The 16,430-nt window shown below is 65.2% G+C and carries 14 protein-coding genes; 7 read left to right on the top strand and 7 right to left on the bottom strand.

All coding sequences use genetic code 11. From position 1 onward, the window contains the following. Positions 1 to 29: 29 nt before the first annotated feature. Complete coding sequence (locus tag B0E49_RS07655; RefSeq protein WP_077561606.1) at positions 30 to 692, bottom strand: DNA-3-methyladenine glycosylase family protein; 663 nt, start codon at positions 690 to 692, stop codon at positions 30 to 32. A gap of 45 nt (positions 693 to 737) precedes the next feature. Continuing rightward, a complete protein-coding gene (cysS, locus tag B0E49_RS07650; RefSeq protein WP_077561605.1) occupies positions 738 to 2,126 on the bottom strand; it encodes a cysteine--tRNA ligase in 1,389 nt (462 codons plus the stop codon). 174 nt (positions 2,127 to 2,300) lie between these two features. On the opposite strand from cysS, the gene B0E49_RS07645 reads away from it, so the two are divergent. From B0E49_RS07645 to B0E49_RS07615, 7 genes are all read left to right on the top strand, one after another. Beyond that, a complete protein-coding gene (locus B0E49_RS07645; protein ID WP_077561604.1) occupies positions 2,301 to 2,915 on the top strand; it encodes a tetratricopeptide repeat protein in 615 nt (204 codons plus the stop codon). A gap of 12 nt (positions 2,916 to 2,927) precedes the next feature. Continuing rightward, positions 2,928 to 3,539, top strand: coding sequence for a peptidylprolyl isomerase (locus B0E49_RS07640; RefSeq protein ID WP_077561603.1), 612 nt, complete (start codon positions 2,928 to 2,930; stop codon positions 3,537 to 3,539). A gap of 3 nt (positions 3,540 to 3,542) precedes the next feature. Further along, on the top strand, positions 3,543 to 4,049 hold the full coding sequence (locus B0E49_RS07635) for a peptidylprolyl isomerase (RefSeq protein ID WP_077561602.1): 507 nt from the start codon (positions 3,543 to 3,545) through the stop codon (positions 4,047 to 4,049). 90 nt (positions 4,050 to 4,139) lie between these two features. Then, positions 4,140 to 4,949 carry a UDP-2,3-diacylglucosamine diphosphatase gene (locus tag B0E49_RS07630; RefSeq protein WP_077561601.1) on the top strand — a complete coding sequence of 270 codons (810 nt, stop codon included), beginning with the start codon at positions 4,140 to 4,142 and terminating at the stop codon, positions 4,947 to 4,949. A gap of 7 nt (positions 4,950 to 4,956) precedes the next feature. Further along, positions 4,957 to 5,760, top strand: a complete 804-nt coding sequence (locus B0E49_RS07625; protein ID WP_077561600.1) for a M90 family metallopeptidase — start codon at positions 4,957 to 4,959, stop codon at positions 5,758 to 5,760. Positions 5,761 to 6,102: 342 nt separating this feature from the next. Next, entirely contained in the window at positions 6,103 to 6,309 is a 207-nt protein-coding gene (locus tag B0E49_RS07620; protein ID WP_077561599.1) for a DUF433 domain-containing protein, read from the top strand. A gap of 373 nt (positions 6,310 to 6,682) precedes the next feature. After that, on the top strand, positions 6,683 to 6,889 hold the full coding sequence (locus B0E49_RS07615) for a DUF433 domain-containing protein (RefSeq protein WP_077561598.1): 207 nt from the start codon (positions 6,683 to 6,685) through the stop codon (positions 6,887 to 6,889). Between the two features lie 40 nt (positions 6,890 to 6,929). On the opposite strand, the gene B0E49_RS07610 is transcribed toward B0E49_RS07615, so the two are convergent. The 5 genes from B0E49_RS07610 to B0E49_RS07590 form a co-directional block, all read right to left on the bottom strand. Next, complete coding sequence (locus B0E49_RS07610) at positions 6,930 to 9,779, bottom strand: DUF349 domain-containing protein (RefSeq protein ID WP_077561597.1); 2,850 nt, start codon at positions 9,777 to 9,779, stop codon at positions 6,930 to 6,932. 147 nt (positions 9,780 to 9,926) lie between these two features. Next, positions 9,927 to 10,493, bottom strand: coding sequence for a YceI family protein (locus B0E49_RS07605; protein WP_077561596.1), 567 nt, complete (start codon positions 10,491 to 10,493; stop codon positions 9,927 to 9,929). A 3-nt stretch (positions 10,494 to 10,496) separates the two neighbouring features. Continuing rightward, complete coding sequence (locus B0E49_RS07600) at positions 10,497 to 11,051, bottom strand: YceI family protein (protein ID WP_077561595.1); 555 nt, start codon at positions 11,049 to 11,051, stop codon at positions 10,497 to 10,499. Continuing rightward, complete coding sequence (locus tag B0E49_RS07595) at positions 11,048 to 11,638, bottom strand: cytochrome b (RefSeq protein ID WP_077561594.1); 591 nt, start codon at positions 11,636 to 11,638, stop codon at positions 11,048 to 11,050. The genes B0E49_RS07600 and B0E49_RS07595 overlap by 4 nt, the downstream gene beginning before the upstream one ends. 116 nt (positions 11,639 to 11,754) lie before the next feature. Beyond that, positions 11,755 to 15,654 carry a DUF748 domain-containing protein gene (locus B0E49_RS07590; protein ID WP_077561593.1) on the bottom strand — a complete coding sequence of 1,300 codons (3,900 nt, stop codon included), beginning with the start codon at positions 15,652 to 15,654 and terminating at the stop codon, positions 11,755 to 11,757. Positions 15,655 to 16,430 lie beyond the last annotated feature (776 nt).

Here is a 16,430-nt window from a genome sequence, read left to right as displayed (position 1 = left end):
CTCAACGTGGAGTTTTACTATTCGGCCGCCTAATATTCAATGGGCAGCGGGTCGAGCGAGCGCCAAATATACCAAGTTGCCACGCTGCAGTAGGGCGCCCAGGCGGCGGCCACCTCGCGCACGTCGCTGCGGCTGACCGATTCACCCGAGAAATAATTCTTGCTGATGCCATTGATCAGGCCTACATCGTCCAGCGGCAGGATGTTCGGGCGCATCAAGTGGAAGATCAGGAACATCTCGGCGGTCCAGCGGCCAATGCCGCGGATGGCGACCAACTCGGCAATGACGGCTTCGTCCTCCCAGTCTTCCCAGGCGCCGGCATGCACGGTGCCGGAGTCGAAGTGCAGCGCCAGGTCCACCAGGTACTCCACCTTGCGCGCGCTCAGGCCCGCCGCGCGCATGTCGTCGACCTTGAGCTTGAGCACGTTGCCCGGCGTCATCTTGCGCGGCAGTTTGGCGAAGCGCTCCCACACGGTTTGCGCGGCTTTCACCGAAATCTGCTGGCCCACGATGGAGCGCGCCAGCGTGATGAAGGCCTCGCCGCGCGACTGCAGTCGGGCGTCGCCGAACTGCGGGATCAGCCGCTTCATGACCCGGTCCTTTTTGGTCAGGTGCTTGCAGGCGTCTTCCCAATACTCGGGCATGAGCAATTCGGCGGGAGCCACGGTTGCTATCTTTTTAGAAGCAGGCATCGCAGCACCCTCCAGGGCTACAGAGCCAAAACATATTCAATCGCGTCACTGAGCGGCCTCCCACGTGGTGCCGGTGGGCGAATCCTTGAGCACGATGCCCTGCGCCAGCAAATCGCTGCGGATGCGGTCGGCCTCAACAAAATTCTTCGCAGCCTTGGCGCTGGCGCGCGCCTCGATCAGGGACTGAATCGCAGCAGCGTCCAACCCGGCTGCTACACCGGCGCCCGCCTGCAAAAACTGCCTGGGCTCGCCCTGCAACAAACCAAGGCAGCCGCCCAACGCCTTGAGCAGACCGGCCAGCTCGGGCGACCGGGTTTTGTTGATCTCGGTAGCCAGCTCGAACAGCACCGCCACGGCCTCGGGTGTGGAAAAGTCGTTGTCCATGGCAGCTTTGAAGCGCGCGGCAAACGGCTGATTCCAGTCCAATTTCACGTTCAGCGGCGGCACTGCGTCAAGCGCGGTGTACAGGCGCTTGAGTCCGGTGCGCGCATCTTCCAGGCCAGCATCGCTGTAGTTGAAGGGGCGGCGGTACTGCACGCGCAGCATAAAAAAGCGGATCGTCTCGCCATCAAAACTTTTCAGCACATCGCGTATCGTGAAGAAGTTCCCCAGGCTCTTGGACATCTTCTCGTTGTCCACCTCCAGGAAGCCGTTGTGCACCCAGTAGTTCGCCAGGGGCTGCCCGTAGGCGCCTTCACTTTGCGCGATTTCGTTCTCGTGATGGGGAAACTGCAAGTCGGCCCCGCCGCCATGAATGTCAAAGGTCTTGCCCAACACCGCGCAGCTCATGGCAGAGCATTCGATGTGCCAGCCTGGACGCCCGACACCAAAAGGCGAGTCAAATTTGGCGTCCACCGGTTCATCGGGCTTGGCCGCCTTCCAGAGCACGAAATCCAGCGGATCCTCCTTGCCATCGAGCACGGCCACGCGCTCGCCGGCGCGCATCTGGTCCAGCGACTTGCCGCTGAGCTTGCCGTAGCCGGGGAACTTGCGCACCGGGAAGTTCATGTCGCCGCTGGCGGACTGATACGCCAGCCCTTTGTCCCGCAACAGACCGATCAGATCGGTCATCTGGCGGACGTATTCCGTCGCGCGCGGCTCCACCGTGGGCGAAGCGATACCCAGCGCGGCCAGATCCTGGTGCATGGCGGCGATCATTTCGTCTGTCAGGGCGCGAATACTGATTCCACGCTCGAGCGCGCGCCTAATGATCTTGTCTTCAATGTCCGTGATGTTGCGCACGTAGGTGACGCGGTAACCGCTGGCCACGAGCCAGCGCTGCACCACGTCGAACGCCATCATCATGCGCGCGTGCCCAACGTGACACAGATCGTAAATGGTCATGCCGCAGACATACATGCGCACATGACCAGGTTCGATCGAAGAAAACGGTTCCAGTGCACGCGATAGCGTGTTGTAAATGCGCAGACTCATGAGATCTCGGACGGGTCAGGAAACAGCAACAGAATTTCGCTCTGGTGTTTCGGGCCGGGTGGTGGTTTTGTTCGGCAAGGTCCTGAGGGCGTGAGAGCGAACCCCTCAGATACAATCCTGCGCAGTATATAGCCCCGGTTTGGGCTCGTCACTGCACACTGCCACAGAGGCTTCATGAAGCATATCCCCCGCGCGTTGTCACAGGTTTTACGCCTTGTCATCCTGGCGACAATCCTGGGCGCACCCAGCGCCTACGCCGACGACTATGCCGACGTGAACCAGCTGGCGCGCTCGGGCAAACAGACCGAAGCGCTGGCCAAGGCCGACGCGTATCTGGCCACCAACCCGCGCGATCCGCAGATGCGTTTCATCAAGGGCGTGATCCTGACCGACGCGGGCAAGACGGACGACGCCATCGCCACCTTCACCAAGCTCACGCAGGACTACCCCGAGCTGCCCGAGCCGTACAACAACCTCGCGGTGCTGTATGCCGCCCAGAGCCAGTTCGACAAGGCGCGCGCCGCGCTGGAGATGGCCGTGCGCACCAACCCCAGCTATGCCATCGCGTATGAGAACCTGGGCGACGTGTACGCACGGCTGGCGGCCCAGTCCTACGCCCGGGCAGTGCAACTCGATGCCAGCACCAGCGCCAGCGTCACCCCCAAGCTGACGTTGATCCGCAGCATGTTCGCAGGCTCCGCCAAGGGGCAGAAAGCAGCAGCGGCAAGCCCGGCGGCAGCGGCCTCCGCTCCAGCGACGGCGAAGACGAGCACCACCCAAAAACCCTGAAGGAGTGATTGAATGAAATTTTCCGGATTCCCGGTGGCGCGGCGCGCCCTGATGGCGGTAGCCGTTGTCGGTGTGCTGGCAAGCCAGGCCCTGGTCCCGGCACGGGCCGGGGACGCGCCCAGGGTCAAGTTCGCCACCAGCGCGGGCGACTTCGTGGTCGAGGTCTATCCCGACAAGGCGCCCAAGACGGTTGCCAACTTTTTGCAGTACGTGAAGGACAAGCACTACGACGGCACGATCTTTCACCGCGTGATCAACAACTTCATGATCCAGGGCGGTGGCTACGACGCCAAGTACGCGGAAAAGCCGACGCGCGCGCCGGTCGTGCACGAAGGGCGTGAAGCGCTGGCCAGGGGCGGCCCGCGCAACGTGGTCGGCACACTGGCCATGGCGCGCACCAACGACCCCAATTCCGCCACCGCGCAGTTCTTCATCAACGTGCGGGACAATGCGTTTCTGGACCCGTCCGCGCAGTCGTATGGCTATACCGTGTTCGGCAAGGTCGTGAGCGGCATGGACGTGATCGACAAGATCAAGGCCACGCCGACCGGCCCCGGCGGCCCGTTCCCCAGTGACGTGCCCAGGACCCCCGTTCTTATCAACTCTGCAACCCTGGTGAAATAAATCATGAGCAACCCCCAAGTCGAACTGCACATCGCCAAGTACGGCGTCATCACCCTTGAACTCGATCAGGCCAAGGCGCCCAACACGGTCGCGAATTTCCTCGATTACGTGAACAAAGGCCACTACAACAACACGGTGTTTCACCGCGTGATTCCCGGCTTCATGGTGCAGGGCGGCGGTTTCGAGCCCGGCATGAAGGAAAAAAAGAGCGGCACGCCGATCGACAACGAGGCCAACAACGGCCTGAAGAACGACAAGTACACCGTGGCCATGGCACGCACCAATGCGCCGCACTCGGCCACGGCCCAGTTCTTCATCAACGTGGCCGACAACGCCTTCCTCAATCACACGGCGCCCAGCGCGCAGGGCTGGGGCTACGCCGTGTTCGGCAAGGTCGTGGCGGGCACCGAGGTGGTGGACAGAATCAAGGCCGTGCAGACCGGCCGCAAGGGTTTCCATGACGACGTACCGAATGACGACGTGGTGATCGAGAAAGCCGTCGCGCTGTAGATGGCCCCCACGCTTGTCACTGCGTGTACTGCGCTGCCCCCCGGGGGGGCCGCAGTCGCCTTGGGGCGGCCCGGCGCCGACTGATCTCGAATGGCCCCGACCGTGCCCGCGTTCGCGGAGCTTGCCGCTCCCCCTGATTGGCGCACGGTCGATTTCATCTCCGACCTGCATTTGCAGGCGGCGGATCCCGCGACCTCGGCGGCGTGGCAACAGTACATGCAAAGCAGTCCCGCCAGCGCGGTGTTCATCCTGGGCGACTTGTTCGAAGTGTGGGTCGGCGACGATGCGGCGGTGAATGCTCCGGACAATCCCGGCGAGGCACCCGGCTTTGAAGCGTGCTGCGCCGACGTGCTGCATGAGGCCACGCAGCGCCTGCGCGTTTTTTTCATGCATGGCAACCGCGACTTTCTGGTCGGCACGCAGTTCCTCGACGCCTGCCATGTCACCCTGCTCGCCGACCCCACCGTGCTGACGTTTGCGGGGCAGCGCTGGCTGCTCACGCACGGCGATGCACTGTGCCTGGACGATCTGGACTACATGGCGTTTCGCCAGCAGGTGCGCAGTGCCAACTGGCAGCGCGACTTCCTGGCGAAACCGCTGCTTGAGCGCCGTGCCATCGCACGCGCGATACGCGATCAAAGCGAGGCGCGCAAACGCTCCGGCGTGAGTTATGGCGACGTCGACGCGCCCGCCGCGCGCCAGTGGCTGCAGGCCGCGCAGGCCGCCGCCCTGATCCACGGCCACACCCACAAGCCGGCTGACCACGACCTGGGCGCGGGCCTGGCGCGCGTGGTGCTGAGCGACTGGGATCTGGTAGCGACACCACCGCGCGCCGAAGTGCTGCGTCTGACGGCAACAGGCCCCTTTGCGGGCCGGCTGCAGCGCATGGCGCTGGCCTGAGCGCCGCATGTGGGCCTGGCTGCGCAGACGCGCGCGCACCATTCCCGAGGCGCTGTGGCAGCGCACCCTGGACCGCTATCCCTTTCTGGCCAGCCTCACCGAGCCCGAGCGCGCCCACCTGCGCCGCCTGAGCAGCCGCTTCCTGGCCCAGAAGGAATTTCACGGCACCGAGCGCCTGCACATCAGCGACGAGATCGCGCTCGCCATCGCGGCGCAGGCCTGCCTGCCACTGCTGCACCTGGACCAGCGCGGCAAAGCCCTGGCCTGGTACAGCGACTTTGTCGGCATCGTGGTGCACCGGCGCGAGGTGCTCGCGCAGCGCGAGACCATGGACCACGATGGCGTGGTGCACCGCTACCGCGAGGTGCTGGCGGGCGAGGCCATGCACAAGGGCCCGGTGATGCTGAACTGGCGCGACGTGGCCCACGCCGGTGCCCAAGCCGAGCACGGCTACAACGTGGTGATCCATGAGTTTGTCCACAAGATGGACATGCAAAGCGGCCGGGCGGACGGCTGCCCGCCACTGCCCCCGGGTTTCATGGGCACACGCAGCGCCGGCGCCGCGCAGCGCCTGTGGCTGGCCACATTGCAGCCGGCGTACCAGGCCTTTCGCGAGCAGGTCATCATGGCCGAGCGCTTTGGCGGCGAGCCGCCCTGGCTCAACGCCTATGGCGCCACCTCCCTCGTCGAGTTCTTCGCGGTCACCTGCGAGGCCTACTTTGTCAACCGCGCCCGGTTCGAGCTGGAGTTGCCCGCGCTGGTGCCGCTGTACGACGCGTTTTTCAACCGGAGCGGGCCATTGCCCTCCTGAATCCAGGCCAACAAAAGGGTAACAATTCGTTTTCTCTCCGGGGGCTTTTCGATGGCCAGCCGCCCCTCATTCGGCACTGACAGACGGTCCCGGATATTCCAGGCCAAATCAAGCCTTGGCCCAATCAGGCCGGGCGCGAGTGGCTATCAAATCCATAGTCACCTTGCCAGTTGGACCGCCAGGCCCGCCGACAGGAATGCGCCCGAAAGTGTTCAAACAATCCGGACAGTCACCTGAAATGGTGCGCCTGCAAGCTGTGCCGACCGTCGCGCGTCGGAGTTGCGTGAAAGCCGGTCCACCCCTAGGATCACGTTCCGTTCACCAGTCCGGGAGGGTTGCTTCATGATCAGTTCAGCCGTTCACCTTCACTCCGTGCTATTCACGGCGGTACCGTGCTTTGTTGGCACCCAAATTCCCATCAAGACGCTGTTTGATTACATCGTCAAGGGCGAGACGCTGGAAGAGTATCTGGAACAGTATCCGTCTGTTCCCCACACACTCGCCGCCAAGGTGCTTGAAGACAGCCGCAAGTGGCTGTTGACCCAATAGGGAACCTGCTGGAGTGGCGCGCCCGGATGCAGCCCGTTAAAGGGGTAATAGTTTGTTTGCATGACTTCTGGTCATGTGCATATTCCATTGCCGCCATGACCCGATTTTCATGGATTGATGCTGCGCTGCGGTTTCAGACGAAATCAGGCGTAGTCCCATGAGAAATCAACGCATGACGCTATCAAAACAATAGCATCTTCGCGATCGCGCAGACCGGACAGGTTCGCCTGGCGGCACGGTTTGTACGGCGCCAATTCCGCATGCCGAGAAGATAAAAACTACTCGCGACAATCTCATTGCCGCACGAGTTGAATTGCACCGGGTGCCGACCTAGTATGCAGGGCCATTCACCAGAATCCCGGAGGATTCCTTCATGATGAGTTCAGCCATTCGCGTGCAACCCGTGCCGTTCGGTGTCGTGCCCTGCTTCGCCGGCACACAAATCCCCGTCAAGTCGATGTTTGATTACCTGGAGGCCGGCGAGACCCTGGACGAGTATCTGGAACAGTACCCTTCCGTCACGCACACACTCGCCGTCAAGGTTCTCGAAGACAGCTGCAAGTCGCTATTGAGCAGCTAACGCATTTGTCGGCTTGGCCGCCTGTGGCGAACATGTCAGCTTAGCGCTTGAGCAGCACCTTGAGGACGTTTTGCACGCGGCGCGCATGGCCGGCGTCGAACGCACTGGCCAGCACGCGTGCCGTGTCCTGACCCCAGGTTTGCGCGGGGGCCGGATCATTGCGTTTGGTCAGCAATTGCAGCTGCAACATGCGCCGCGCGCTGATGTGCTCGGCCGGCGTCGGTACTTCGGCGGCGATCTCCAACCGCAGCAAGGCCTCGGACGCATCGCCGTCGGGCGCACCGGCGATCGCCTGTGCCCAGTGGCCGCGCCCCGCGGCCGTGACGCGTGAGCCCAGCGCCTGCACGCTGGGCACCTGGCTCGCATCGCGCTTTTCCCAGGCGGTGAGCAGCTGGGTCAGCGCTTCGCCATGGGCCTGCGCGGCGAGCTTCTTGAGGGTGAACTCGGCGCGTTCCAGCGCCTCGCGCTGGGCCCGGAAGGCCGCGTCGCCCAACCTCGGGCCGCGCTCTTCGTAGGCCGGGCGATCGCCGAAGCGGCCACCGCGTGGTTCGGGGCGCGGGCCGCGATCGTCGCGGCGCGGCTCGAACTTGTTGTCACCCGGGCGCGCGGCGCCGCGCGGCGCATCGCGGCGATCGCCAAACTTGCCACCCCGGCCCGCCTGCGCAGGTTCGGACTTTTTCATGCCCGGGCGGTCGTCGCCACGCATTGCAACCACGGGCTTGGGCGCGGGTTTGGCGGGTTCGACCGGGGCGGCAGGCGCGGCCGCCGTGGGCTCCGCCGCCGCAGCCGTGGTGGCGGCAGCATCTGCCGCCGGTTCTTCGGCCGCCACCACAGGGGCGTCAGCAGCCTCGGTCGCGACAGACGGGGCAGCCTGTGCAGCAGCTGGATTTGCCGGCTGCGCTACGGTTTCAGTAGCATTCTGTGCAGACTCTGTATGGGCTACAGGCCGATTTTGTTCCTGATCGGCGGCAGCGGCCACCACGGCGGCGGCCTGCGCCTGGCCGCGCAGCGCGGCGTCCAGCGCGCTCATGGCGGCGCGGATTTTGCCGGCGTCGCCACTGGCATTCGCGGCTTCCAGCGCCTTGGCCGCATCGAGCACGATGCGATCGCGCTCGCTCAACGATGCCGCCGCCTTTTCGCGCTCCTCGGTCTTGCGGTTGAAGGCGTCATCGATCGGTTTGCGGAAGGCATCCCACAGTTTTTGCTCGAACTTGCGCTCCAGCGGCACGCTCTGGGCCTCCAACTGCCAGCGCTGCTGCAGGGCCTTGACGGCGTCGATGCGCAGCACCGGCGCGGCTCCCAGCACCACGGCCTCTTCGATCAGGGCGTGGCGGCGTTCCACGCTGCTCTTTTGCGCGGCCTCGAACGGTGCGGCAGCGCCGTGAATGGCTTCTTTCCACTGCGGCTGCAGCTCGGCAAAGGCCTTCTCCCCCAGATGCCCGGCCTCGCGCCAGCGGTCGCCAAACTGGTGCAGCGAGCGGCTGAAGGCCTTCCAGTCGGTGAGGCCCGCATTGGCCACGCCCCAGGCCTTGACCTCTTCGATCAGCGCCAGGCGCTGGACCCGGTGCTCGGCGGCCTCGGCCTTGACCTTGTCGAGCCAGGCTTCCACTACCTTGTGGGCTTCGTTGCAGGCCTCGTCGAAGCGCTTCCACAGCGCGTGGTTGGGCGCGCCGCCCTGGTCGGTCTGCTTCCATTGCTCGCGCATCTGGCGAAGCAGGTCCTGCATCTTGCGCCCGCCCAGCGCATGCTCGGCCGGGCGTTTGAGCAGGCCCTCGGCCTTGATCACCAGTTCCTCGCGCAGCTGGTCGGCGCGCCAGCGCTGCCAGCCCTCCATTTCGCCGGCCGCGGCCAGTGCGGCGTGGGCCTGGTTCTCGAGCGCGGCGTCGATCAGCTTGCCGTGTTCCTTGAGTGCATTGCGCAGCGCAGCCGCTGCCCCGGCGCTGGCCTTGCCGTGGCCCTCGCCCACCTCTTGCTCCAGTTTCGATAGCGCCTCGCGCACGGCCTGCGCTGCCCTGGCGCGCATTTCATTGTGAACGGCGGGATCCAGCGCGGGTTTCTGCGCTTGCGCGGGCGCTTCCACCGGCACGCCGCGTTCGGCGCGCAGCTCATTGGCCCACACCAGCACGGGCGGCAGCGCTGCACCGGCATCGTCGGCCGCGGCCACGGCCTGCGCCAGCGCGGCCGCAAAGGCATCCCAGACCACCAGCAACTGGGCCTTGGAGGCGTCGAGCTGCGGCGGGAACCTGGCGTCCACGCTGGACCAGTTGGCATCGGCGGCAAGCTCCTGCGCCTGCGCCTGCCAGTGCTGCACGTCGGCATGCAGCACCTCCAGCACCGCCTGCGCGTCGCGCCACGGCTTGGTCGACAGCACCTCGATGCGCTGGGCCAGCAGCACGGCGGCTTCGCGCTGCACCTGCACGCGGTGCTGCAGGTCCTCGATCACCTTGACACGCTCGGCCAGTTGCACCTTGACCGACGCCAGCGGCTCTTTGGACAGCGGCGCGCCGGCCTTGGCGGCATCGCGCTGCCAGGCCATGGCGTCGGCAATATTGAGCTTGGACAGCGCCAGCAGCGCCTGGCCCTTGCCGGCCCACTCGGCCGCCAGGACTTCCTGGCCCTTGGCACGCTTGAGCTCGTCGAGCTTTTCCTTGAGCGGTTTGGCCGCGCCCTTGTCGCGCGTGCCCAGTTCCTTGAATACCTCCTGCATCTGCTCGGGGCTGGGGTTGCGCGTCAGCCATTCACGGATGCGCGCCGCGCGCTCGCCCGAGGTGGCGGCGGAGAACGCACCGCCAGTGAGGGCGTCCAGCGGGTGCGGGTCGTGGGATTTGGTGGGGGTAGGGGTCACGGCGGGCGCTTCGGGTGATGATTTGCGGTTGGAAAAACTGAACATAAATGATCTGTCGGTGATTGTGCAAGTGGCGGCGGACAACCGCTCCGACTCCCCGGCCAGCGCGGTTGCGCCGGCGGCGGTCAACCCCCTATTTTCACCGGGATTTGCATTGCGGCGAGCCGGCTGGCCCAACGGGCGCAAATCCGGTCAATGCTGGATCGCCTCGATCGACACATAAAGGGTGATGTCGTTGCTGATCAGCGGCACATATTTGCCCAGGTTGAAGTCGCTGCGCCTGACCTTGGCACTGGCATTGAGGCCGCAGGCCATCCGGTGGTATTCGGGATGCATCATGCATTTGTAGTGGGTCACGCTCAGGGTCACGGGGCGCGTGATGCCCTTGATGGTCAGATCGCCCTCGACAGCCGTCACATTGTCGCGCTTGCCGAACGTGAAATGCGTCGACTGGAAGGTGATGAGCGGATACTTGCCGGCGTCAAAGAACGCATCGCTGAGCAGTATCTGGTTGAAAAAGTGCGACCCGGTGCTGATCGAATTGACGTCGATGCGCGCCCGCACGCTGCCGGTCTGGTCCTGCAGGTTCAGGCTGACGCTGGCATCGACCTTGTCGAAGCGGTCGCGCTGGATGCTGTAACCGAGGTGGTCGAACTCGAACCAGGCAAAGGTGTGATTCGGGTCGGACTCGTAGACGCCGGCGGCCAGCGCGGTGGCAAGACACAGGCTGCATAGCAAAGCAAAGAGCGGCTTTTTCATGGCTTACGGCTCCAGCACCAGGTGAAATTGCACCGTCACCTCGTTGGCGACCACGCCCACGTCGCCCCAGACGCCCCCACCCACGCCAAAGTCCAGCCGCTTGAGCACGAAGGCGCCGTCCAGCACGGCTTGCCCGGCCCCGCTGGGTTTGAGCGTGGCGTCGACCGCCAGCGGCCGGCTGACGCCCTTGAGACTCAAGATGCCGCTGACCTGGAACCGCCCGGCGCCCAGCGACCGGATCTGGCGCATTTCGAACTGCGCTTCGGGGTGGCGCTTGACATCGAACCACTGCGCGCCCGCGACCTCGTCGTTGGCTTCGCGGTTGCCCGTGTCGATGCTGGACAGGGCGATTCGCAACTGGCCGCGGGCCGTGGCCGGCGCCTGCGGGTCGAAGGCCATGTCCGCGTCGAAGGTGTGGAACACGCCGTCAACCGGCACGCCCATCTGCCTGGAGGTAAAGCGGATCTGGCTGTGCGCGACGTCCACGCGCCGGTACTCGGCGGCCTGCGCACCGACGCCCGCGCCCGCCAGCAGCAACGCAAGGAAGAGGATCTTCATTCAGTGGCCCCCGTGAGCCGGAACATGCGGCCCAGCACGCCGTCCCGGTCGACGAAATGATGCTTGAGCGCGGCCGCCACATGCAGGACGACCGCGCCAAGCAGTGCGTAGTTGAGGATGCGGTGCACTATCAGCAGCAGCCGGCCCAGCGCTTCATTTTTGGCCAGCAGATCGGGCAGCGGCCACAGGCCCAGGTAGACCGTTGTCACCCCTTGGGCCGAACTCATGAGCCAGCCCGAAATGGGGATGAGCGCCATCAGCACATACAGCAGCAGATGGCCGGCGTGGGCCGCGGTTCGCTCCCATGCGGGCATGCCCGCGGGCAACGGCGGCGGCGCATGCATGATGCGCCACAGCACGCGGACAAGCAGCAACGCCCAGACGCTGACGCCGACCCACTTGTGGTACGAGAAGAGCCTCAGTTTGAGCGGACTCAGCGGCAAGTCGGCCATCGACAGTCCCAGACAAAAACCGGTCACGATGAGCAGCGCCATGACGCCATGCAGGACGATGGCGGTGCGGGTGTAGCGAGGTCGCGGCAAGCTGCTCTCTCCAACGACGCCGGGTGGCGCCCTGCGCGCTTTCATTGTGAGTCTATCGAGCGGGCAATACAAGCCGGCCGTCTACCCCGCGCCGTTCGCCCTGCACCTGTCACAGGGCTTCGACAAGCTCAGCCCCAGTCCAAACAAAGCGCCCGGTGGCCCTATCGGGTCGCCAGGCTCAAATCGGCGTGCGGGCTCCACTTGGCGCCCGGCTTGCTCTCGGTCGCGGGCTGGTCGGCGGCCGCCTTGGGCGCGCCCAGGAACAGCTGCTGCGCCGGCACCTGCTTTGTCGCCAAATAGTCCTTCACCGCCTCGCCGCGCGCCAGCGCCAGTTGGCGCATCGCGTCTTCGGTCACGGGGATATTCGCCATCAGCAGCGACTCCATTTCGGCCTGCGGAATATCCTTGGCCATGCCGATCAGGTTGCGCGGTTTGGGTATGTCCGCATGCTTGTAGACCTGCTTCAGCAGCGCCGGGTACTCCGCCTCGCTGACCGTGGTGGCCGGGGCGGCGGCAGCGGCAGCCGGCGCCGGGGCTGCGCTGCCGCCCATCGTCGTCTCACGGCGCTTTTCGGCGCGCACCATGGCATTCAGGCGTTCGCGCCGGTAGCCCTCCATCTCGGCATCCAGGCTGGCGGTGCCGACCACCGTCATCTTCAGCGCGGGGCGCTCGGCCAGCGCCTTGGCCACCTTGTCCAGGCTTTGCCGGGCGTCCGGCGTCAGCACCGCGCTGCCGGGCGCAAAGGCGACCGTGCTGAGTTCGTTACCGCCGCCGCCAAACGCATTCGCGAGCAGGCTGAACGGCGCGGTCACGGCCTTGACGATCAGGTTGATGATGGCCTTGAAGATGATGGGCCCGAGGCTGAACTGCGGATCGTTCAGCGAGCCGCTGATCGGCAGGTCCAGGTTGATCACACCGTTGCGGTCGGCCAGCAGCGCCACCGCGAGCTTGACTGGCAGACTGGTGGGCGCGCCCTTGACCTCGTCGCCAAAGCTCAGCTGGTTCAGCACCAGGTTGTTCTTGGCGGTGAGCTGGCCATTGGGCAGCACCACGTAGTTCACGTCCAGGCTCATCTTGCCGCGCTCGATGCCGTGGCCCGCGTACTTGATGGCGTAGGGCGACAGCGGCGGCAGTTCGAGGTCGCGCACCTTGCCGGTGATGTCCAGCGCCAGCGGCTTGGCCAGCGGATTGAGCTTGCCGGTGATCTCCAGCGAGGCCGTGCCCTCGGCCTTGCCGCGCAGTTCCAAGTCCGCCATGGTGGGCGCGCCAGCGGGCGCGACGCTGGAGAACGCGCTGAGCTTGCCGGTGAGCTCGGTCAGGTCGGCCGAGTAGTTGGGTTTGATGAAGTGGTCGGAGAACAGCACCTTGCCATTGACCAGGCTGATCGGGCCGATGTTGACAATGGGCGCCGGCGCACCGCCCGCAGCGGGCGCAGGCGACACAGCAGGCGCGGGCGTGATCGGGGCCGCGGCAGAAGCCGGTGCGGCCGCGGCCGGCTGCGCCGACGACTTCACCAGGTCCTGCAGGTTGATGCGCCCGTTCGGGTTGATGATCACGCGCGCATAGAAGTCGCTGAGCGCGGTCTGGCGCACGTTGACCCGGGTGGCAGTACCCGGCTTCATGGTCAGGTCGAGGCCGCGCACGCTCAGGGCTTTCCACTGCAGCAGCGGCTCGATGACGGGTTGCAGGCTGCCGGCCACCGCCACGGCTGTGGCTTTGGGCGCAGCCCCTGCGCTAGCGGGCGACGTCGCGGCGGCAACGGCCACGCCCGGCGGCAACACGCTGTTGGCGCGAAAGTCCTCCAGCGCCGAGTCGCCCGTGACTTTGACCACCGGGCCGGCCTTGCTCTTGAGGTAGTGCACCTGCCCCTTGAAGCTGGCGTCGGCACGCAGCAGGCGGATGTTCAGCGCATCGCCAAAGTAAGGCTCGAGCGCATGCAGCGGCAGGCGCACCGCCTGCACCTGGCCTTGCGCGGACAAGGGGTTCAAGCCCAGGTCGCCGTGGTACTCGAGCCGGCCGGGCTCGGTGCGCCCCGCCCCCACGCGCGCCGAGACGGTAAGGGGTGAGGGTTTTTTGCCGTCCAGCGCAAAGTCCTTCAGCTGGAGCGCGAGCTTTGATACCTCGAGCGCCACCGGCCGCGGCATGGCCGCATCCCGGTACGATACGGTGCCGCCTTCGACCGCTACTTCATTGATAGCAACCTGCCAAGGCTTGGCGGGGGCTACAGGTCGTTTTGATGCAGATCCCCGGGACGCACCCGAGGCGGCCGGCTGTTTCAGCCAGCGCTCGAACATCCAGCGCTTGTCGGCGCCGCGCTCCACGCTGGCATGGGGATCGGTGACCACCAGCTTGCCCACGCTCACCGTCTGGTTGTCCAGATCGATCTGCGCATCGGTCACGTCGATCTGCTTGATGCTGGGCAGCGCCGCGTTACGCGGGGACCGGGCCCTGGGCTGGCTCACGGCGTTGCCATCGGTGAGCGCCAGATTCTCCAGCGTCAGTTGCTTCACGCCGACCAGCAAGCCCGACGCCTGGGCGCCGGCCGCAGGCGCCTTCCAGTCCGCGTTCAGCTGGGCCGTCAACTGGCCGTTCAGCCCGGGCTCGATGAAGGAGGCGAGGTACGGCGCGGCCAGGCTCAGCGGCAGGGCCTTTACGTTGGCCGCCACGCTGACCATGCGGTCGGTGGCCGCGCCGCCAAAGCTCAGACTGGCGGCTTGAGGCGCCTCGCTCGCCGGCGCCGCCGCGGTCGATGCGGCGGTGGGGGCGGTCGCCGGGGCCAGCACCGCCGAACCGCTGAACTGCAGCGGCTTGGCAAACGGCAGCGCAATGGCCGCCGCGTCGAACACCAGATCGTGCAGGGCCAACCGGGCATGCGGCGCGGTGGTCTCGTCGGTCCATGCCACCGTTCCGCCGCGCACGGCGACCTTATCGACCTGGATTTTCCACGCATTGGCTTCGGCCTTTTTTGTGGCTTCAGCCCCCGTGGCATCTTCGCTTCTGGCTCCGTTTTTGGTAGCAGCCGGGGTGGTGGAGACTGCCGCCGGCGTCGCCGCGAGGTCCAGATTGAGCCGCCCTGCCGGATCGCGCCGCACCGCGACACTCGGACCGGTCAGTTCAACCGACGCGATGTTGGCGCGTTGCACCAGCGGCTGCACGTCCGCCAGCGTGAGCTTGAGTGCGTCGAACGCCAGCAGGTCCTGCGTTTTGGCGTCGGTCAGCTTTACGTGGCTGGCCTGCACCGTGCCGCTGAGCTTGACCGAGGCCGTGGCCGTCTGTTCGAATGCCACGCGCAGGTCGGTGTCGATCACGCCCGTCTGCAGCCGCACCGGCAGGCTGGCCGGGATGTAGCCCAGGTAGGGCGCGAGGTCGAACCCCGCGAGCTTGATGGTGGCATCAAGCTTGTGGGTCTGGGCGAACGGCGTGCCCTCAGCGGCCGAGTCGAAATGGCTGCCGTTGAGCGTGAAGGCCAGCCTTGGCTGGACCACCACGTCGCGCTTGGAATCCAGGTTGCTCAAGAACGGCACGCTCAGCGTCAAGTCGCGCAACTGCTGGGTTTTGCCGACCGCCTTGTCGGTGAAGTCGACCGAGCCGCCATGCAGTGCCAGGTTGTACAGCGCAAAATGCAGCGGTTTGCCGGGCGGCTTGCTGGACGGCTGGCTCAGCCGGGCCAGGATGTCGTCAATGTCGTAGTGGCCCTGCGAGAGGCGGGTCAGTTTGAGGCTCGGGGCGTCAACCGCGACGGCGTCGACCACCGGCGCCAGCCGCAGGATCGACTGCAACTCACCATCTACATAGAGACGCTGGACGTGCAGCTGCTGCCCGGCCCCATCGGCGGTGGCCACGGCCAGGTCGGTCAGCGTGAGTTCCAGCGTCCAGGGCTTGAAATCGACCGCGCCGATGGTGACCTTGCGCCCCAGCTGCTCGCTGGCTATTTTCTGGGCCTGGCTCTTGACGATGGGCGGCACCGCCAGCCAGCCGATGCCCCACAGCACCACCACGCCTGCGGCCGTCCACGCCACGCGCCGCACCCACTTGTTGCTCTTGATGGATTGCAGGTTCATGCCCCGAGTTTATTCAACGCACCAGGTCAAGGCAAAAACAAGAAAGCCCGGAGGATCTGCCTGCAGCATCTCCAACCGGGCCTGACGGCAGCCAAAAGGCCAGTGCCGTCTGGGTTCGCAGGTGGGAGATTGAAGTCCCGCACTGCGTAGGAAGCAATGGATTGCTTCCATGATAAGCCGGGGCTGCTTCGTCAGCCACACCTTTCAGCGGGGACTGGCTCCTACCGGCGGTCGCCCAATTGCTCAGGCCTTGTTACCTTAGTCACCGCCCGGCGAAATTGCAAATCGGATTTTCAATGACCGGGGGGCGTGCGATTGGAAGATTTTCAAAAATTTGCGGCCCGCCATGATAGGCCGCCGTCAGCACCCGGCCGGTTGCGGCCTGAGCGCCCCCTTGCCCGACTCGGCTGGATCACAGGGCATTCGATCTGCGCGTCCGGCAGCGGGCTTGAAAAGCCGGTGGGTAGCTATCGTTTGAGGAGCGCACAAAGAACCAATGAGTGAGCGCGAGGCACGTCTGCCAGGTAACACAGAGGGCTTAATTCGACCCCATTTCGCATCAAAACTGTGTTTGCATACATACTCTATAGATCTAAATTTGAGCAATACACCTAGTTTTTATGCTTGACCAAGTATTTGAGGTCAACCTAGAATTCGCAATTCTTGGGAATATCTAGGGATAACCCGTAATCGCTGCCGACCCCCGGCTAAGTCGATTCACAGCCATGGTCTTGATGCCGTGGCGTGAATCCGATGGCGTACCAATCCAAACGAGG

Source organism: Polaromonas sp. C04 (assembly GCF_002002705.1).
Taxonomy (GTDB): domain Bacteria; phylum Pseudomonadota; class Gammaproteobacteria; order Burkholderiales; family Burkholderiaceae_C; genus Rhodoferax_A.
Note: the sequence above shows the minus strand (reverse complement) of the source record. Positions and strands in the feature narration are given on the sequence as shown.